This is a genomic window from Pseudomonas sp. xss_2, from assembly GCF_043104195.1.
Taxonomy (GTDB): Bacteria; Pseudomonadota; Gammaproteobacteria; order Pseudomonadales; family Pseudomonadaceae; genus Aquipseudomonas; species Aquipseudomonas urmiensis.
Genome location: NZ_JBICKL010000077.1, coordinates 234004 through 253638, shown reverse-complemented (window position 1 = coordinate 253638; position 19635 = coordinate 234004). Strand labels below are relative to the sequence as shown.

Annotated in this window: 17 protein-coding genes; 5 read left to right on the top strand and 12 right to left on the bottom strand. The window is 62.9% G+C overall.

Going from position 1 to position 19635, the window contains the following annotated elements:
- The first annotated feature begins 376 nt into the window (after positions 1-376).
- Both ACF8K2_RS19810 and ACF8K2_RS19805 read left to right on the top strand, forming a co-directional pair.
- Complete coding sequence (locus ACF8K2_RS19810) at positions 377-1513, top strand: acyltransferase family protein (RefSeq protein ID WP_392467150.1); 1137 nt, start codon at positions 377-379, stop codon at positions 1511-1513.
- Between the two features lie 51 nt (positions 1514-1564).
- On the top strand, positions 1565-2629 hold the full coding sequence (locus ACF8K2_RS19805; protein WP_392467148.1) for an acyltransferase family protein: 1065 nt from the start codon (positions 1565-1567) through the stop codon (positions 2627-2629).
- Here the strand turns inward: ACF8K2_RS19805 and ACF8K2_RS19800 are convergent.
- From ACF8K2_RS19800 to ACF8K2_RS19775, 6 genes are all read right to left on the bottom strand, one after another.
- The gene (locus ACF8K2_RS19800) at positions 2620-3777 is read right to left on the bottom strand and encodes an HlyD family secretion protein (protein WP_392467256.1); all 1158 of its coding nucleotides are present in this window, start codon (positions 3775-3777) and stop codon (positions 2620-2622) included. The genes ACF8K2_RS19805 and ACF8K2_RS19800 overlap by 10 nt on opposite strands.
- 5 nt (positions 3778-3782) lie before the next feature.
- Positions 3783-5423: an MFS transporter gene (locus tag ACF8K2_RS19795; RefSeq protein WP_392467146.1), complete on the bottom strand. Its 1641-nt coding sequence runs from the start codon at positions 5421-5423 to the stop codon at positions 3783-3785.
- Between the two features lie 146 nt (positions 5424-5569).
- On the bottom strand, positions 5570-6592 hold the full coding sequence (locus tag ACF8K2_RS19790) for an XdhC family protein (RefSeq protein WP_392467145.1): 1023 nt from the start codon (positions 6590-6592) through the stop codon (positions 5570-5572).
- A 15-nt stretch (positions 6593-6607) separates the two neighbouring features.
- Positions 6608-7960: a c-type cytochrome gene (locus ACF8K2_RS19785; protein ID WP_392467144.1), complete on the bottom strand. Its 1353-nt coding sequence runs from the start codon at positions 7958-7960 to the stop codon at positions 6608-6610.
- Positions 7961-7980: 20 nt separating this feature from the next.
- On the bottom strand, positions 7981-10224 hold the full coding sequence (locus ACF8K2_RS19780) for a molybdopterin cofactor-binding domain-containing protein (protein ID WP_392467143.1): 2244 nt from the start codon (positions 10222-10224) through the stop codon (positions 7981-7983).
- Complete coding sequence (locus ACF8K2_RS19775; protein WP_186554513.1) at positions 10224-10691, bottom strand: (2Fe-2S)-binding protein; 468 nt, start codon at positions 10689-10691, stop codon at positions 10224-10226. The genes ACF8K2_RS19780 and ACF8K2_RS19775 overlap by 1 nt, the downstream gene beginning before the upstream one ends.
- Positions 10692-10899: 208 nt before the next feature.
- On the opposite strand from ACF8K2_RS19775, the gene ACF8K2_RS19770 reads away from it, so the two are divergent.
- Positions 10900-11379, top strand: a complete 480-nt coding sequence (locus ACF8K2_RS19770; protein WP_186554512.1) for a nuclear transport factor 2 family protein — start codon at positions 10900-10902, stop codon at positions 11377-11379.
- An 81-nt stretch (positions 11380-11460) separates the two neighbouring features.
- Here ACF8K2_RS19770 and ACF8K2_RS19765 read toward each other — a convergent pair whose 3' ends face one another.
- A complete protein-coding gene (locus tag ACF8K2_RS19765; RefSeq protein ID WP_392467142.1) occupies positions 11461-13341 on the bottom strand; it encodes a sigma-54 interaction domain-containing protein in 1881 nt (626 codons plus the stop codon).
- A gap of 202 nt (positions 13342-13543) precedes the next feature.
- On the opposite strand from ACF8K2_RS19765, the gene cynS reads away from it, so the two are divergent.
- Complete coding sequence (gene cynS, locus ACF8K2_RS19760; RefSeq protein WP_264232972.1) at positions 13544-13984, top strand: cyanase; 441 nt, start codon at positions 13544-13546, stop codon at positions 13982-13984.
- A 67-nt stretch (positions 13985-14051) separates the two neighbouring features.
- A complete protein-coding gene (locus tag ACF8K2_RS19755; protein WP_186554510.1) occupies positions 14052-14873 on the top strand; it encodes a formate/nitrite transporter family protein in 822 nt (273 codons plus the stop codon).
- A gap of 10 nt (positions 14874-14883) precedes the next feature.
- Here the strand turns inward: ACF8K2_RS19755 and ACF8K2_RS19750 are convergent, their stop codons facing one another.
- The 5 genes from ACF8K2_RS19750 to ACF8K2_RS19730 all read right to left on the bottom strand — a co-directional run bounded on the left by ACF8K2_RS19750 (position 14884) and on the right by ACF8K2_RS19730 (position 19516).
- Entirely contained in the window at positions 14884-15438 is a 555-nt protein-coding gene (locus ACF8K2_RS19750; protein WP_392467141.1) for a hypothetical protein, read from the bottom strand.
- Positions 15439-15604: 166 nt separating this feature from the next.
- Positions 15605-16810 (bottom strand): MFS transporter, encoded by a 1206-nt coding sequence (locus ACF8K2_RS19745; protein WP_392467140.1) that lies wholly within the window; start codon positions 16808-16810, stop codon positions 15605-15607.
- Between the two features lie 71 nt (positions 16811-16881).
- The gene (locus ACF8K2_RS19740) at positions 16882-17928 is read right to left on the bottom strand and encodes a DUF3445 domain-containing protein (protein ID WP_186554507.1); all 1047 of its coding nucleotides are present in this window, start codon (positions 17926-17928) and stop codon (positions 16882-16884) included.
- Between the two features lie 17 nt (positions 17929-17945).
- Entirely contained in the window at positions 17946-18914 is a 969-nt protein-coding gene (locus ACF8K2_RS19735) for a PDR/VanB family oxidoreductase (RefSeq protein WP_392467138.1), read from the bottom strand.
- Positions 18911-19516, bottom strand: coding sequence for a dimethylamine monooxygenase subunit DmmA family protein (locus ACF8K2_RS19730; protein ID WP_392467136.1), 606 nt, complete (start codon positions 19514-19516; stop codon positions 18911-18913). The genes ACF8K2_RS19735 and ACF8K2_RS19730 overlap by 4 nt, the downstream gene beginning before the upstream one ends.
- Positions 19517-19635: the final 119 nt, after the last annotated feature.

Here is a 19635-nt window from a genome sequence, read left to right as displayed (position 1 = left end):
CCTGGATGGGTTACCCATTAGTGAAATGGCCTTGGGCCATTATCTGCTGCACAACAATAGCCGGGTTAACCTTCAATGGTGTAACGCCGGTGTTGCATGCGATAAACGGTAGGCGCTTTACGCCAGCGCTGAAGGGCTGCTTTTATATTTAATTGTTGGATTTGATTTCAGTTTTTTACGCCGCGTTTTTTTGACGCGTTAAAGCGTCAAATTAACTTGGCATGAGCGGTCCTTGCTCTTTATTAGCGTGATGCTAACGTGACATCGTCTAACGAAATTTACGTGATCAACCGCGATGCCAAAAGCCTGGCGCCGGTTTTTTTCAAGGCTTCGTTAGACCTGATCCAGAAGGGGTAATCAAGGAAAGGGCTTGGCTATGAGCGCGCAAGGGCGTTTCCATTCGCTGGACAGCTTCCGCGGCCTGTTTGCCCTGTCGGTGGTCGGCTATCACCTGCGGGTCAGTGGCAGTTTTACCGAGCTGGCGTTCTTTCGCCATGCCGAAGTGTTCGTGGCGTTCTTCTTTGTGCTGAGTGGATTTGTCCTGGCGCACGCTTACGGCAATAGCGCGCAGTTCAACTTTCGCCGGTTCTTTATTTCGCGCACCTTCCGCTTGTTGCCCCTGCACCTGTTCATGTTGGCGGTGTTCATTGTTTTGGAAGGCGGTCGTTATATTGCTTTTCAACAGGGCATGGATTTCAACAATGCGCCGTTTACCGAGCGCTATGCGCCTGCTGAAATTCTGCCCAATGCACTGTTGCTGCAGTCCTGGACCCATTGGACCAATCCCTTGTCGTTCAACTACCCGTCCTGGAGCATCAGCATCGAGTACTACACCTACATGATCTTCGCCTTGCTCTTGAGCATTGCCGCTGGCCTGCGCCAATGGGTGTGGGCGGCATTGGTGGTGGCAGCACTGGGGCTGATGCATGTGGGTAATGGCTTGTTCACTATCGAGGCATTGCGCGGCTTGGCTTACTTTTTCACCGGCTGCCTGATCTACACCTTGTACCTCAAGCTTGCCCACTTCGAACGCCCCGGCTTCTGGCTGATGTCGCTGCTGGAGGTGATTGCCGTGGCGGCCGCCTTGCTGTTCGTGGTCAGCGACTTTGAAGCCAAGGCCTTGGTCGCCAGCCCGCTGTTCGGCAGCATCATCCTGATCTACGCCTTTGACGGTGGCGCAGTATCACGCGTGTTGACCGGGCGCTGGTTTGCCTTGTTCGGCAAGTTGTCCTACTCCATTTACCTCACCCACGCGGCGATCCTGTTTTGCGTGGTGTCGGCGTTCATGCTGATCAAGAAGCTGATCGGCATCGATATCGCGCCGATGATCGACGGCACGCGTTACCTGGATACCGGCAGTGCACTGCTGAACAACCTGGTGGCGTTGCTGGTAGTGGCGATGGTGGTGCTGGTGTCGATGTTCACTTACCGCTACGTGGAAATGACCGGCCAGAACCTTGGCCGCGCACTTGCCAACAGACCCGCGAATAAAAGCCCGGTGCTGGAGTCGTAAACCGGCTACGTCGCGCTACCGCCTCCCGAGGCTGACTGAAAGGATGTGGCCATGACCTCCGTTGCCCAGGCTCCGGCTGACAAGCTGGACAGTATCCAAATGCTGCGCGCCATCGCCGCGCTGGCGGTGGTGTTCTTCCACCTGCCGCTGTTTCGCAATGGCGATTGGGGCGTAGATATCTTCTTTGTCATCAGTGGCTTCATCATGGCCATGGTCACCACCCAGTCAGGCAGCCATTTCTTTACCAAGCGCCTGATTCGGGTGGTGCCGTTGTATTGGTTGGGCACGATCGGAGTGTTTTGCGTGGCGTTGGTATTGCCCAGCCTGCTGGACAATACCCGAGCGGACTTGACCGGCCTGGTCAAGTCGTTGCTGTTCATTCCCTACCAGAAGGGCGAGTTCGTGCAGCCGCTGCTGTACCTGGGCTGGACGCTGAACTTCGAGATGTTCTTCTACGCCGTATTCGCCCTGTCCATGGCGATCAGTCATCGTTATCGGTTGTTGATCTGTTCGGGCTTGCTGCTGGGGCTGGTCATGCTCGGTCAATGGCTGACCTTCGAGAGCCTGTTGGCCAGGTTCTATACCCAGCAGATTCTGCTCGAGTTCGTCCTGGGCATGGGCTGCTATGCGTTGTATGCACGCACCGCGCCCTGGCGTGCAGCGCCGGGCGGCTCGACTGGGCGCGCCGCGCTGGTATTGATTGGCTTGCTCGCCCTGGCCTACATGCCGTTGTCGGCAAGCCTGGGCGAGGACATCGGGCGCGGCGTGGGGCGCGGGATACCGGCTGCGCTCATCGTCATCAGCCTGGTGCTGGGCTTGTCGCGAACCAGTTTGCCCAAGCTGCTGGTGCTGATCGGGGACGCCAGTTACTCGCTCTACCTGTTTCACCCGTACGTGCTGAAGGTGTTCAACAAGGTGTTCCACGTGTTCGATGCGCCGGGTGTGCTGGCTTATGTGATGGTGCCGGTGAGCATTGGCCTGTGCTGCGTGGTGGCAATCGCGGTCTATCGGCTGGTCGAGTTGCCACTGACCGGCTGGTTGCGCGTGCGCCTGATCGACCGCCGCACAGTGCGTGGCGCTACGCCGGTAGCGCCAGCGGGCAATGCTCAATCGTGAGCGGGATGCGCCTGTTCTGCGTGCTCGCGGGTATCGATGCTGACCACCACCGACATTCCCGGGCGCAGCCGCTGTGCCTCGGGCTGATCGGCGTCGACCGTGATCCGGACCGGGATCCGCTGGGCGATCTTGACGAAGTTGCCGGTGGCATTGTCAGCCTGCAACAGGGCGAACTCTGAGCCGGAGGCTGGCGAGATCTGCTGCACGTGGCCGTAGAGTTTCAGGTGGTCCAGGGCATCCACGGTAAAGCTCACCGGTTGGCCGATGCGCACCTTGGCCATCTGCGTTTCCTTCATGTTGGCGATCACCCAGCGCGCGTCGGGCACCAGCGCCATCAACTGCGCCCCGGAATTGACATAGGCCCCCAGACGCGTGCCGATCTGCCCCAGCTGGCCATCACGCGGCGCGGTTACCCGGGTGTTGTCCAGATCGATGCGCGCCAGCTCCACGGCGGCCTTGGCGTTCTCTACCGAAGCCTCTAGCGCTGCGCGGTTGACGATCACGGTTTGCAGGTCCTGGCGGGCGATCTCCAGGGCGGCCTTGGCTTGCGCCAGGCTCGCTTGGGCAGCGGCGTGGCTGGCGCGGCTGACGTCCAGCTCGCGGCGCGACACCGACCCGTCGCTGACCAGCGCCTGGTTACGGCGCAAGTCGGCCTGGCTCTTGTCGGCCTGCGCTGCGGCATCGGCGATCGCCGCCTGGCGTTGGGCGATGGTGGCCTGGGCGCTGTTGCGCTGTTGCAGGTTATTGGCCAACGCCGCGTGCTGTTGTTGCAGTTGGGCAATCGATTGGGCCAGGCGCTGTTTGTAGATGCGGTCGTCCAGGCGCACCAGCAGGTCGCCGGCCTTGACGAATTGGAAGTCGTGCACCGGCACTTCGACGACGTAGCCGGCCAGTTGCGGGCCGATGATCGTCACCTGGCCGCGCACCAAGGCGTTCTCGGTGCTTTCGATGGCGCTGCTGAAGGGTGGCAGGCGCCAGGCGTAGAGCACCAGCAGGATACCGGCCAGGGCCACGCCGGCAAAGGTCATCGAGGACAGCACGCGCACCCGCCGCGAACGTGCGGGGCTGCTCGGTTCGTTGGGCGGGGTGAGGCCTTCCGGGGTTTCGGCGATGGCGGTGGTGGAGGTGGTCGGTGTCTCTTGAGTCATCAGGTTCAAGCGCCGCTGGTGGTGTCGGAAGGGCGTGCTGTGCGAGTCGTGTACCAGACCCAGAGGCTGCGTAGCAAGATCCACAACATGGTCAGTACGGCAATCGTGCCGATCAACATGAACACATCGTTGTAGGCCAGCACATTGGCTTCGCGGGTGGTGGCATTGGCCAACAGGCGGGTGCCGACTTCGCTGCGCAGGCCGGGGTCGGCGATGATCCCGGCATAGCCGCTGCCGCCGCTTTGCACCCTGGCGTTGACCAGCGGTTCGAGGCGGCTCAACTGTTCGGCAAGGTTGCTCGAATGAAATTTCTCGCGCACGGTCTGGAAGGTGCCCAGCAAGGCCGCGCCGATCAAGCCGCCGAGGTTGTTACAGATGCCGAACATCACCGAAAAACTGACCAGGTTACGCGGGTTGGCGCGCACATGGCTGATGCCCAGGGCCATCGAGGGGCCGAGAAAGAACGTGCTGCCGAAGGCCAGCATGAATTGGCTCAGGTACATCTGCGCAGGGCGGGTGAGGTTGCTTGAGCTGCTGTCCATGAACGCCCCGCTGGCCATCAGCGCGAGCGAGACGAACAGCGGCATCACCAGGTGCTTGGGGTTGATGGTCAGGGCACTGGTGGCAAGTCCGGCGACCGCGCCGAGCAACATCACCCAGTACAGGCTGCGCAGTTGCTCGTTGCCCAGGTTCAGGGTTTGCAGAAAGCCCACCGCGCCGGTCGATTGCTCGGAGGTGACCATGCGGATCAGGATCACGCACAAGGCCAGGCGGATCACGGCCGCGCTGCCTAGCCAGCGGGTCATCAGCAACGGGTTGCTGCGGTTGTGCTCGATCGCCAGGCCCGCGCAGATCAGCGCGATCGCCGCTGCCAGGGCAACGCCGATCCAGGGCGCATCCAGCCACCAGTCGATACGCCCCAACGACAGGGCGGCGCAGAGCAGGGCGGTGCCGCTGGCCATCAGCGAGAAGGTGAGAAAATCCAGCGGCTCGAAGGTTTTGAAACGGTCACCTGGGGGCAATTTGAGCAGCAACACGCAGCCCAATGCGGCCAATGCCAAGCCCAACTCGAACATGTACAACCCGCGCCATTCGGCGATTTGCAGTAAATCTTCGGAGAACACCCGGGCCAGCGGTACGGCCAACTGCGAGGCGCCAAGGCCTAATACCATGGCCTTCAAGCGCCACTGCGCAGGGAAGGCCTGGATCATGTAGTACAGGCCCAGCGAGCTCAGCGCGGCGCCGACCATACCGTGCGCGGCCCGCACGGCGATCGCCGAGTTGAGGTCGTTGACGAACAGGTGGGCGAAGGTCACCAGTGCGTAGAGCACCAGGAACACCTCGGTGAAGGCGCGCAGGCCGAACTGCTGGCGGAACTTCACCAGCAACAGGTTCATCGACACGTTGGTCATGACGAACGCCGCCGGTAGCCAGGCCATTTCGGCGGTGGTGGCGCCCAGTGCGCCCTGCAGGAAGGTCAGGTTGGCGGTGACCAGCGCGTTGCCCAGGCCGCCGGTGATCGCCACCAGCAAACCGACGGCGCCGTAGGCCAGGCGTGTGCCTGGGGCGTGCAGGGGGGTCGACGGAGAGCCGGGCAGGGTGGGTTTTTCGTGGGGCAGCCACTGGCGGGGGGTGTATTTGTCCATTGCAGGTACGGGGGCCTGGTTCGCGTAGGCAAACTCTACGCGAGCTGCCTGGCAAAGGAAATTTTCAGATGGGCGATTGATCCTGGGCGGGTGGGGTTAGTTCCGGCCTGTTCGCAGGCTTGCCCGCGAACAGCACGGCGCCGCTTTCAGCCGGCAAGCAATTGCCGCTCCTTGGCCCGTTTGGCATGGGTCACCGACACTTCGCCGGGCAAAGCCACATTGTTCTTTACCGCGAGAATCTCGGCCATGACGCTCACGGCAATCTCCGCCGGGGTCTTGCTGCCGATGTAGATGCCAATAGGTCCGTGCAGGCGCTTGAGCGAGGCTTGGGTCTCACCAAAGTGCTCGATCAAGCGCTCGCGGCGTTGCTGACTGTTGCGCCGCGAGCCTATGGCGCCAATGTAGAACGCCGGGCTATGCAGCGCTTCGAGCAAGGCCAGGTCATCGAGCTTTGGGTCGTGGCTCAAGGCCAGAATGCAGGTGCGCACATCAGGCCGGAATGCCCGCACCACATCGTCCGGCATGCCGACCAACTGCTCGACCCCGGCAACGTTGCAGGCCCCCATGTACTCGGGCCGGGGGTCGCAGACGCTGACTTTGAAGCCATTGAACTGGGCCATGGTGGCGACGTACTCGGCCAACGCCCCGGCGCCGATCAACAGCATGCGATAACCGGGGCCAAGGGTGCTGATCATGTACCGACCATTAAAGCTGAACTGATCCGGGCTGGCGCTAGGCTCAAGGCGCACTTCACCGCTGGACAGATCCAGCGTGCGCCGCGCCAGCTCACCGGCATCGAGCCGAGCCAACAGCTGTTCGAGCAACTGCTGACAAGGATTGAGCTCCAGGATCAGCTCCAGGGTACCGCCACACGGCAACCCGAAACGGTGCGCTTCATCGGCGCTGACCCCGTACCGCACCACCTGGGGCAACCCTGGGGCAATACCCGCGCCGCCATGGACTCGGGTGTAGCGGTGGATCAGATCATCTTCGATGCAGCCGCCCGACACGCTACCGACCACCCGGCCGTCCTCGCGCAGCACCATCATCGACCCTACCGGCCGTGGCGACGAACCCCAGGTGCGCGCCACCGTAGCCAACAACACCCGCTCGCCGGCAGCCAGCCAGTCGCGGGCGCTACGCAGGACCATCAGGTCAATGCTCTCCATCCCGTCGCCTCCTGTTTAGCGCATCTGCAAAATGATCGGGCTGGCACTGGCAGGCCCGGTGTGTTCGCGCAGCTTGGCTACCTCTTGCGCCTGCACAGCGGCGCCATGATTGCCCCAGGTGCTGCGCACGAAGCTCAGCACGTCGGCGATCTCGCGGTCGCTCAACTGCTCACGAAACGCCGGCATGCGGTAAGCGTCCGGTACGCCGGCAGCAACCACCCGTTGCGAGCCATTGAGGGTGATGTTGATGGCCGAGGCGGTTTCTTTGGCCAAGGCTGAGGTGGCACCGGCAAGCGGCGGCATCCACTCCGCCTGGCCACGGCCCTCCAGGCCATGACAGGAGGCGCAGACGGTGACATAGGTATGCGCACCCGGCGCCTGCAGGCGGGTAGCTGCCGACACCTCCTGGTACTGCCAGGGTTGCCCATCACGCTGGGGATCGCCGGGCAAGGATTTCAGGTAGCGGGCGATGGCCGCCAGATCATCGTCGCGCATGAACTGGGTCGAGTTGTTGAACGCCTCGGTCATCGAACCATAGACCACGGCATGCTGGTTACGACCGGTCTTGAGGAAACGCACGATGTCCGCCTCGCTCCAGCGCCCGAGGCCGGTATTGGGGTCATTGCGCAGGCTGGGCGCGTACCAGCCATCAAGCAAGGCCCCGGCGACGAACGCGCTGCCAGGCTCGCTCAGGGCCTTCTCGTTGAATGCCAGGCCGCGCGGTGTATGGCAACTGCCGCAGTGGCCGGGGCCTTGGACGATATAGGCACCACGGTTCCACAGCGGGTCTTGATCGGTTTTTGCCGCATACGGGGCAGCATCGGTGAAAACGCCATTCCACAGGGCAATCGGCCAGCGCAGGTTGAGCGGCCAGGGGATTTCTCCCGGTTTATTGGGCTGCTCGACTGCCCGCACGCCTTTCATGAAGAAGGCATACAGGGCACGCACATCATCGTCACTGAGCTTGGCGTAGGAGGGGTAGGGCATTGCCGGGTACAGCCGGCGCCCGCCAGGCGCGACACCGTGCCGAACCGCCCTGTCGAAGTCCGCCAGGCTGTAAGCGCCAATGCCATGGCTGGCGTCGGGGGTGATGTTGGTGGCATAGATCGCCCCCAACGGCGTCGCCATCTTCAGCCCGCCGGCAAACGGTGGGCCTTCGGGCAGGCTGTGACAGGCCACGCAGTCGCTGAGCCGGGCCACGTATTCGCCGCGTTGGATCAGGGCTTGATCCATAGTGGCCTGGCTGCTGGCTTGCGCATCGAACGGTGAGCCAGGCTCACGGGTGACATACCAGGCCAGCAGGCCCGCCGCGATCAGGCACGGTACGGCCAGCAAGCCTAGGGTTCTTGCAGTTGATTTTTGCGTCATGTGCAGGTCGTCCTGGCCATCTAGCTGAAGGTATAGCGCGACAGCGGCATGCTACGGATGCGCTGGCCCGTCAGCCGCGCCACCGCATTGGCCACCGCCGGGGCTACGGCAGGCAAGGGCGGCTCACCGATCCCGCCCATTTTCTCGCCGCTTTCGACAATGCGCACATGCACCCGCGCCATACGCGCCGCAGGCAGGATTGGGTAGAGGTCGTAGTTGCGCGCGCGCGGCTTGCCGTCGACATACACCGCTTCCTCCAGCAGCACCTGGGACAGGCCAAGGGCCACCGCGCCATTGACCTGCGCCTCGACAATCGCCGGGTTGACGATGCTGCCGGGGTCGATCGCCTGCCAGATGTCGTGGACCCGCACCTGGCCGTTTTCAATCGACACCTCGGCAATCACTGCCGCCTCGGAGCCGAACGGCGAGGCCATGGCCACCCCGCGGGCGCGCTTGCTGCCATCCTCGGCCGTGAACGGGCCGCGCTTCCAGCCGCCCGACAGCTCGCCCACCGCTTCGAGCAGGGTGCTCAAGCGTTGGTTGTCGCGCAGCAGGCGTCGGCGCAGTTCGAACGGATCCTGGCCGCCTTTATCGGCCAATTCATCGAGGAAGGCTTCGTAGAAGAAGTCGTTCATCGAGTTGCCTACCGAACGCCAGTATCCGAGCATCGCCGGGCCTTTGACATAGACCTGCGCGATGCGCCGGTTGGCGATGGCGTAGGCCTTGCCAGACAAGCCTTCCAGGGCGGTGGGGTCGATCTTCTCGGCTTGCTTGCCAGCGATCGCCTCGGTTGGCCCTTCGGTGGCGCTGACCGCCTCGATGGCTACCGGCAGGCCATCGGCATCGAGCCCGGCGCGGAACTTGACCACGGCCATGGGCCGCAGCACATCGCGCAAAAACTCTTCCTCGCGGCTCCAGATCAGCTTGATCGGCCGGCCGACCGCCTTGGCCAGGGCGATGGCTTGCGGGTAGGGGTTGGCGCTGTCGTAGAGGAAGTGCCGACCAAAGAAGCCACCCAGCAGTGGCGAGTGCAGGGTGATCTGCGCCGGATCCAGGCCGGTACGCTTGGCGATGTCGGCGCGGAACATGTCTGGCGCCTGGTTGGGCAGCCAGACCTCCAGAGAGCCATCGGCGTTGAAGCGTGCCAGGGCGGAGGGCGGCTCCAGTTGCGCGTGGTTGAGAAACTGGTTGTGGTAGGTCGCCTCGAGCTTGGTCTTGGCGCCGTCCAGCGCCTTGGCGAAGTCGCCTTGCACTTCTTCGTCACGCGCAGGGCTGGTCGCGCTGCTTAGCCGCTCCCGGAAACCCTCGGTGGAAAAATCTGCCGGCATGGGTCGCACCGGGGCGTCGGCGGCCGGCTCCTGCCACTGCACCTGGATCGCCTCCACCGCACGCTTGGCATGCCACCAGCGCTCGGCGACCACGGCCACCGCGCCGGGGAGTTGATGAATCGAATGCACGCCTGGCATGGCCTTGACCTGGGCTTCATTGCGCAGCTCGCCCACCGTCATGCCCAGACGCGGGGCGTGTTGCACGGCGGCATGCAGCATGCCGTCGAGTTTCAGGTCGATGCAGTACAGCGCCTTGCCGGTGGATTTGTCGTAGGCGTCGACGCGCTTGACCGGCTTGCCGATCCAGCGGAATTGGCTGGGATCACGCAGTTGGATGCTGGCCGGGTCGGGCACTGGCAGGTCCATCGCCTGGCTGGCCAGCTCGCCGTAGCTCAGCGACCGACCTGAGGCTGCATGCAGCACCCGACCCGGTTCGGTGCTCAGTTCGCTGACCGGCACCCCCAGCCGCTCGGCGCCGGCCTGCAGCAGCATGGCCCGCGCCAAGGCGCCGAGGCGGCGCATGGTGGGATAGCTCATGCGCACCGACATGCTGCCGCCGGTGATGCGCATGCCGTTCTCCATCACCACGTAGGCCTCGCCAGGCGGCGCAGCCTCGACCAGGAAGGTCGCAGGATCGGCGTCGAGCTCTTCGCCGACGATCTGCGCCATGGCGGTGAAGGTGCCTTGGCCACCCTCCATGAACGGGCTGAGCAGGCGAATACTGTTGTCCGGGCGAATCTCCAGGAAGGCCGGTACTTGGGTACCCAGGGCCGGTGCTGTAGCGGCTGCGGCTTGAACCCGCGAGACGCCAATCGGCAGGCCAAAGCCCAGCACCAACGCGCCGATTGCGCTGCCAGCCAGAAAGCGCCGCCGCGAGAGGTTGACCGGCTGATCCAACTGCAACAGGTCGGCCGGGTAATCGACGGGCTTGTTCATCAGGCATTCTCCTGTTGAGCAGGCTGTTCGGCCAAGGCGTGCACGGCGCTGTGGATCGCGTTGTAGGTGCCGCAGCGGCACAGGTTGACCATCGCCGCGGCAATTTGCTCATCGCTGGGCTTGGGGTTGTGCTTGAGCAGCGCGGTGGCCGCCATGACTTGTCCGGACTGGCAGTAGCCGCATTGGGCAACTTGCTTTTCTACCCAGGTCGCGACCACCCGCTTGCCAACTTCGTCCGCTTCGATGGCCTCGATGGTGGTGATCTCGCGCCCAACCACCCCGGCCACCGGGGTGACGCAGGCGCGCACCACATTGCCATCGACCAGCACCGAACAGGCGCCGCATTGGGCCAGGCCGCAGCCGTACTTGGTGCCGGTCATGCCCAGATCATCGCGGATCACCCAGAGCAGGGGGGTATCCGCTTCTGCATCGACCTCGTAGGTCTTTTGGTTGATTCGAAGCTGCATGGCTCACCCGTAATCAGTCGGTTGGTTGATCGATCTTTAGTTTTTATCGGTCGCGCCGCGCAGCTGGCACTGCGCGCACCCTGCAGAAAACCTAGCACAGGGCCAGGCGTGCAGGTTTGCACGATCCTGCCGAGAACCGGTCAATCGGCACGGGACTGTGAAGTTGGGCTAATTTGGTTGAGTGCTTCAAACACTCAGGAGAACCGCCATGACATCCGCTACCAGCACCCGCCCGCCATTGCCGCCGTTCACCCGCGAATCGGCTATCGAAAAAGTGCGAATGGCCGAGGATGGCTGGAACAGCCGTGATCCGAAGAAGGTGGCCACGGCCTATACCCTCGACACCCAGTGGCGCAACCGCGCTGAGTTCATTCATGGCCGAGACGAGGTCGAGGCGTTTCTGACCCGTAAATGGAATAAAGAGCTCGACTACCGCCTGATCAAGGAACTGTGGGCCTTCAGCGCCAATCGTATTGCCGTGCGTTATGCCTATGAATGGCACGATGATTCGGGGAACTGGTTTCGCTCTTACGGCAACGAGAACTGGGAGTTTGCCGACGATGGGCTGATGGCGGTGCGCTTTGCGTGTATCAATGATCTGCCCATTCATCCCTCGGATCGCAAGTACCTCTGGCCGCTGGGGCGGCGGCCGGATGGTCATCCGGGGTTGTCTGAGTTGGGGCTGTAGAATGGGCGATTGTTGGTGTGCATTCTGGCCTTATCGCGCGAAGAGTCGCAGCGCGTTAAGGGGCGTGCAGACAACAAACGCTCAATGGCCCTTGTACTGGCGCGGATCGATCCCCCACTTTTTCAGGCGCGAGGCCAGCGTGGTGGGCTTGAGCCCCAGCAGCTGCGCAGCCCCGTGCGTGCCCGAGATCTTGCCTGCCGTGCGTTTGAGGACGCTGATGACATTGAGCTGGATCTGTCGTTGCCACTCTTGATCGGCAGTCGGTTCAGCATCGGCCGTAGCTGGGGTTGGCTGGCTGCGATGAGCTTGACCGCTGCTTGCCAGTAATTCGTCGAAGCTGACCCGCCCCTCGCGGGCGACGATGGTCTGGCGTTCGATGACGTTTTGCAGTTCGCGGATATTGCCCGGCCAGGGGTACTGCTTGAGCACCTCGACCTGCGTCAGGGGCATGCGCACATCAGGTTTGTTGAACGCCTGACTGGCCCGCGCGAGGAAGTGGCTGGCGAGCAACGGGATGTCTTCGAGCCGCTCACGCAGCGGCACCGAGCGGATCGGAAACACATTCAGCCGAAAATACAGGTCTTCGCGGAAACTGCCTTGGGCGACCATTTCGCGCAGATCACGGTTGGTCGCGGCAATCACCCGTACATCCACCGCCCGGGTGCGGTTATCGCCGACCGCCTCGAACTGGCGATCCTGCAGCACACGCAGCAGCTTGCTCTGCAGCTCAAGAGGGATTTCACCCACCTCGTCGAGGAACAGGGTACCGCCGTCGGCGAGTTCGAAGCGGCCGACGCGGTTGCTCACGGCGCCGGTGAATGCGCCCTTGAGATGACCGAAAAACTCGCTTTCGAACAGTTCGCGGGGGATTGCCGCGCAGTTGACCCGGATCAGTGGGCGGTCAGCGCGGCGACTGCTGGCATGGATGGCACGGGCAATCAGTTCCTTGCCGGTGCCGGATTCGCCGCTGACCAGCACGTTGGCATCGGTGGCGGCGACCAGTTCGATCTGCTGGATCAGGTGGCGCACGGCCGGGCTCTTACCAACGATTTCGTGGTGATTGGCCTGGGCGTTGATCTCTTCTTGCAAGTACTGGTTTTCCATTTCCAGCCGGCGCTGCAATTGCTCGACCTCAGTGAGCGCCTCACGCAGCCGCGCCTCGGTACGCTGGCGCTGGCGAATATCGCGAAACAGCACCACGGCGCCGACCAGCCTGCCCATTTCGAAAATTGGTGTGCTGGTGTATTCGACGGCGATCGGCTCGCCATTCTTGTGCCAGAACACCTCGTGGTCGACCCGATGCACCTGGCCATCGCTGAACGAGGCATGAATGGGGCACTGGTTGACGGCAAACACCCGGCCGTCGCTGTGGCTGTGGTGAAACAGTTGGTGGGCGTCCTGGCCGATCATGTCGGCAGCGCTCCAGCCCAGGATGCGTTCGGCCGCAGGGTTGATGAAGGTGGTCTGGCCGCGGGTATCCAGGCCGTAGATGCCTTCCCCGACAGCGCCCAGGATCAGCCGGTTCTGTTGCTGGATGCGCTCGAACACCTGGCTGATGCGTTCCCAGCCGACATGGCCAAGGCGATGTTGCCGGCGCGCCTCGGCGCGGTTGCGGCGCTGTTCGAGCAGGTCGCGACGCTGGATCATCATCAGGATGCGCTGCTGATCCATGGCCCGGGCAGTGATCTCGACCGCCTGTTGGCGGTGCAGCAGGTCGACCAGGGTCAAGTCGTCCGACCACGCCTGGCCTTGGTTCAGGACTTCATCGCTGAAGCTCACCCATTGCGAAATGGCGCCACGCAAGAACTGGCTGAACGCAAGCTCATCTGCCGCCTGAGCCGAGCAGGCCAGCAACTCTAGCGCGGCGAGGTTGGCTTGCACGATGCGGTCGTCGACAGCATCGACCAGCAACATGGCAATGGGCGCATCGGCGCAAATCTGTGGCGCCAGAGAGGCGGGCATGGGCGTTTTCCTGTGCGTCAGATTTAACGAAATTTCGTCAGTGGCGTTCCGATATTTCGTTATTCACGAACTATCGTCAATCCGTGTTTCGCAGTTCGGCGGAAAATATCAATTAATTCAACGGCCTATATGCTCAGTGCAGTTGGCACATCTCTCGCTATAGAGCGTTTAGTCCTAACCGCTAACCCAAGAGATAAACACGATGAACAAAGTTGAAATGCACCACCTGATCATGGCCGCCAAAGCGCGCAAAGGCTTTAGCTGGGATGACCTCAGCGCTGCCGTGGGCAAGGCGCCGGTGTGGTTGGCGTCCGTCTGCTACGGCATGAACAGCGCGCCCCAGGACGTGGCCGCGCATCTGTGCGAGGTGCTTGAACTGGATGCCGAAGTCGCCACGGCAATGACCGCTTACCCGGTCAAGGGCTGGGACCAGGCCATCCCTCAGGACCCATTGATCTATCGCCTGTACGAAGTGGTCGGGGTGTACGGCCCGACCCTTAAAGACGTAATTCAGGAGAAGTTCGGCGACGGCATCATGAGCGCGATCGACTTCTCGATGCATGTCGAAAAAATCGAAGACCCCAAGGGCGACCGCGTGCTGCTGACCCTCAATGGCAAGTTCTTGCCGTACCGCTCCTGGTAATCGATCTGCCATTCTGGCGCCTCAGTGATGGGGCGTCCTTGACCGCTTTGTGCCGAGGGAAACTGCAATGTCCTATCTACTACCCGCTGAGTTCGTCACCAAGATGCTCGATGCCGGCGCCTCGAAGATCCACATGTCGACCCGCGACACCCTGATCCGCAGCTACATGGCTGGCGCCATTCTGGCGCTGGCGGCGGTGTTCGCCGTCACCATCGCGGTACAGACCGGTTCGGCCTTGCTTGGCGCGGTGCTGTTCCCGGTCGGCTTTTCGATGCTGTACCTGATGGGCTTCGACCTGCTTACCGGGGTGTTCATGCTCACGCCCCTGGCGCTGCTGGATAAACGCCCGGGAGTCACGGTGCAGGGCATCCTGCGCAACTGGGGGCTGGTGTTCGTCGGCAACTTTGCCGGCGCCTTGACCGTCGCGTTGATGATGGCCTTTGTCTTCACCTATGGCTTCAACGCCTCCCCAGGCGCCGTGGGGGAAAAGATCGCCAGCATCGGCGAGGCGAGGACCTTGGGCTATGAGCAATACGGACTCGCCGGCTGGCTGACGATTTTCCTGCGCGGGGTGCTGTGCAACTGGATGGTGTCGATGGGGGTGGTCGGGGCGATGATTTCCACCTCGGTGAGCGGCAAGGTGATCGCCATGTGGATGCCGATCATGCTGTTCTTCTACATGGGTTTCGAGCATTCGGTGGTGAACATGTTCCTGTTCCCGTCGGCGATGATCATGGGCGGCGGCTTCTCGGTCATGGATTACCTGGTGTGGAACGAGATCCCCACCGTGCTGGGTAACCTGGTCGGTGGCTTGGCCTTCACCGGGCTGACCTTGTATGGCACGCACATCCGCACTGCCGGCAAGGCGGCCCAGGTCGTGCGGCCTTAACCGGCCAAGGTCAGTCGGTCGGTACGTCGTTGTCGGTTAGCAGGCAAGTGGCGGTACCGGTCAGGCCGCTGGCATGCACGCTGACGTGGCGTACCGAAAAGCCGGGTTTACCGACCCTCTGCGCCGCAGTCCAGCCATCGCCATTATCAACCTGGTAGCTAATCGCGCCGTCGCGGTGCCAGCTCAGGCGCAGGCCGAAGGCGTCATCGTTGTTGGGGGCGCGCAGCACCGCGGCGTCGATGATTGGCTTGGCGCGGTTGAAGGTGCGCAGGTGGAAGCGGCGCTGGTCACTGCCTGCGACCGGATCGCTGGAGAGAAACAAGGTGTCGTCTTCAGCATCGTCTTCGGCGGCGGCGAGAATCACCGAGGGCACCCATTTGGGGCCTGTGTGGTTCTGTTTGATCTTGACCTTGCAGCTCAGTTGGCCTTGCTGGCCGACTGCCTCACGCAGGACGGTTTGGTACCGGCCGTACTCGACGTCGAACTGCAGCTCTTTTTCGTTTGGTGTGCAACCGAGCAACGGGGCGAGGGCGAGCAGCGCCAAGCAGGGTTTGATGCGATTCACTGAAAAACGGTCCTTGTCCATCCTGGCGATCTGCCGGGGGCGTCAGGCTACCGACGCTGCGTAAGCAATGCAAACCCTGCCACAAGCCAGCAAGGAGTACAGATGTACTCCTTGCGTGGCTGCCTCAGCCAATGACCGGGTTGGTCGCTTACGCTCAGGGTGTCGCCTAAAGTGCTACCGCCGCGGTCAAGGGCGCAGGCTCACGGCGAATGCTGGCCAGCGGTACGCTCACCAGCAGCAAGGTCAACACTACGGTCACGCCGATTCCCCACGCCGCGAGGGTGAAGCCGCCCAGGGAGATCAGCCCACCGGAAATCGCCGGGCCTACCGCCAGGCCCAGGCTCAGGAAGCTGCTGGCGGCGGCTACCACGCGACCTTCGCGATCCAGCGCTGCGGCCAGGCCAGTCAGGTAGCTCAGGGCATAGAAATAGGTCACGCAGATGGTCATCACGCCTGCGGTGTAGAGGGTCTTGGAGTGCTCGCCGAGCACGTAGCTCAGGCTGGTTGCGCCGGTCAGCAGGATCGCCAGGATCACCGGGGTGCTCATGCCGAAGCGTTTACCGACCATGGCCGCGATCAGCGGACCGATCAGGCCGACGAACGACTGGAACGACAGCAGCACACCCAGCTCATCGCCGCTGTAGCCGACCATCGTGCCGATCCGTTCGACGAAGGCCCAGCCCATGGTGTCGCGGGCCTGGAACACGAACATCGCCAGCATCATGCAGATCGCCGGCAGGCTGAGCAAGATATTGCCGCCGCCCTTGCCGCTGCCCAGGCTCACGGGTGCAGCGTCAGCCACTGGCGCACGTTGGGCCATTGCCGGGATGGCCAACAGCATCACCGCCATGGTCGCGGCCATGGCGTAGTACAAGCCCGACAGACCGTATAGGGCCATGACCTTGGCGTAGCCGAGCATCACCACGATCATCAGGACCACCGAAAGCACGTTCATGTGTCCGGCGATCCGGTCAGGGTGCTTGGCGCTGGACACCGCCGCATTGCCACAGGCCAGGGCCAGGCCGGCGCCGATACCCGCGACGCAGCGGACTGCGGCCAGGCCATGGAGGCTGTCGACATTGGCACTGACCAGGTTGGCGGCGATCGCCAGCACGGTGCCGAGCAAGGCCAGGGTGCGCCGTGGTGCGCGGCCCATGAACGGCGCGACCAGCAACGAGGCGAGCATGGTGAAGCCAAATTCTGCCGACATCAGCAGCCCGGCCTGGGCCTCGTTGAGCTGCAGGTCATGAATGATTGCACTGATCAGGAACGGCAAGGCCCACAGGCCAAGCAAACCGACCCCGTAGGCGGAACCGGCGGCAGAGAACACCAGGCTCCAGCTTTCGGGCAAGACGTTGCGTATTGTTTTCATGGGTGAACCCTTGTTAGAAGCACGTCGTGGGGTAATGGCGCGCCCTCATCGGCGCGCCTGCGGGTTTGCATTTATTGCTGGCTTTCGTCGACCGGGGTGCCGTCGTCGTATTGCGCCAGCCAGCTGACCATGGCATCGCGGTAGCGGGTAAAGCCCTTGTAATCCACCAGCTCCTGGTCGAGGTCGCGGATCACCCGGTGCATGCGCTTGGCCCATTGCGGGGCAAACTCGGCCAGTTGCGCGAGGCTGACCAGGTAGGTGCGCACCGGGAACAGCACGGCGTTGCTGCGCGGCAGGCGGTGCAGCGGCTGCAGTTCGACCCGCAGGTTGACCAGCTCGCCGGCGTTTTCTGGGGTGACGATGGTGCGATCAGGCGCCCAGTCCGGCAGGGTTTCGGCGGAGGTTTCCAGGCGCGGATTGACCGTGATCGACCAGTTGGTCCGGCGTACCGGGTGGCCTGGCCGCAGGCGCAGGAGGAACTTCAGCGCGCGCTGCAAGATGCCCATCTCGTGCAACTTGGGCACCGGGCCGTGGAACTCCATGAAGCTCATGCCCAGGTTGAAGCGCAGCGAGTAGTCGGCGCGCTGGGTGGCCATGCCGGCGCCCATCACCAAGGTGTCGTCACGTTCTTCGAGGAGGATGAACTCGCCCTGGGCCTGGCGGGTGATGTACTCCATCGGCTCCATCGGCAGGGTGCTGGCGTCGCCGAAGGTGAAGGTGTCGTCGATTTGCAGCGGGCGGTTGACCCAGTGCCACTGGCTGCCGTTCTTCTCCAGGCTGAAGTGCTCGGGGAAGTCCCGTGAATACGACTCCATCAACAGTTCGAGCAAGTCCCACTGGGCTTCCATCATGTGCGGCAGGGCGGCGTAGTGCACCCCTGGCTGGCTGTCGAGGGTCTGCGCGCGGTGATGGCATTCGGAGATGTAGTGCTCGTCGATATCGAACTGCGCGCGCAGGGCGCCGTTGCCAAACGGTACATGCGGCTCGACATTCATCGAGTACATGTACTGGTCTTCCGGGTAAGGGAAGGGCAGGCGCAGGATCGCTTCGCGGCTGTTGCTGTAGGTGTGGCCGGCGCCAACGTCGGCGTAGGTTTCGATAGGCTTGAATACGGTCATGTTGTTGTTTTCCTGTCTCAGAGGTCTACGACCAGGCGGCTGCAATTGGCGCGGGATACGCAAGGCATGAATTTGCGATTGCTCAGCTTGTCTTCATCGCTGAGCCAGTCGTCGCGATGGTCGAGCTCGCCATCGACATGCAAGACTTCGGTCTCGCAGTAGCCACAGGCGCCGCCGCGGCACAGGTAGGGCACCTTGTAGCCGGCCTGCTCGGCGGCTTCGAGCAGCGATTGCTCGGCCGGCACTTCGAGGGTGACGCCCTGGCGCGCCAGGGTGACGCTGAACGGCTGGCCGCTGGAGCCTTGCTCGACGAACCGCTCGTAGTGGATGTGGCTGTCGGTCCAGCCCAGGACGTGGGCGCTGTCGAGGGTGTCGTCGATCATGCTGTCCGGGCCACAGACGTAGACATGACTGCCCAGCGGGCGAGCGGCGAGGATGGTGCGGATATCCATGCGCGTGTCCTGGCCCTGCACATACAAGTGCACTCGATCGCCATAGCGCGCTTGCAGTTCATGGCCCAGGGCGGTGTGCTGCGGGCCGCGCACGGCCAGATGCAGCTCGAAGGTCGACTGCTTGAGCTGCAGCTCCTCGAGTTGCGAATACACCGGGGTGATGCCCACGCCGCCAGCGATGAACAGGTGCTGACGAGCGTGCTTGGCCAGGGGGAACAGGTTGGCCGGCTGCAGGATCTGCAGCAGCGCGCCTTCGCTGACGTGCTCATGCAGGTAGCGTGAACCGCCACGACCGTCGCTGACACGGCGTACGGCGATCTGGTAGGCGCTGGAGTCGTAGGGCGAGCTCATCAGCGAGTAGGCATTGCGGTGGGTCTTGTCGCCGTCTTCCATTACCACCACCACATGGCTGCCGCCGGAGAACGCTGGCAAGTGCTTGCCATCCGGGTCGACCAGGGTGAAGCGCTTGATCTCAGGGGTCAGTTGCTCGATGCGGGCAACCCGCACGCTGAGCGTGCCGTTATGGGTATTCATGTGTCGAGCTCCTCGGCTGCGGGCAGTTCGCCTGGGACTTCGCCATCGGCCTTGATGCCCTGGAAGGCGGCCAGGCGACGGGAATAGTGGTCACGCACCACCAGATCGAGCTGGCAGCCCGGGCAGCTGAAGACCCTTTGCGTTACGTTTTCGGTGTAGGTGTCGCAGTGCGCGCACCACACTCGGCGGACCAAGGTGCCGCTGTGTTCGCGTAGCACTTCGTCGCGGTTTAGGTCGACGGCGTTGGCCGCTTGCATGGCGGTGCCGATGAAGCTTTCCGAGCCGCTGAGATATAGCCGAGTGCCCATGCACGCCACGCCGAGCTGCGCACGCAGGGCGTCGAGCAGCGCCTGGTTGCTGGGGAACGCTTGCAGGTCGGCAACCTGCGCCGCTTGCAGCGCCTGCAAGTGGTCGTGGCCAGAGAACGACTCGCTGGAATAGAGCACGGTGCTGTGCTGGCGTTGGCCGGGGGTCATGTCTGCGATCAAGCGCAGCATGGCCACACCGCCGCTCCCCTGGCCCGCGATCAAATGGCGCAGGCCACCTGTCATGGGTTGCAGCCGGTCGTAGACCGGACGGCTCTTGATGCCGGTAATAAGCATGGTGACACACCTCGTAAGCCGTTACCCCGGTTGTGCCGGGAAGTAACAAAGACGGCTGGTTTCAGGCTCGAGCAGGGTGCATAGCAGAACCCATGCCATATTGCCTATGGTTTTATATG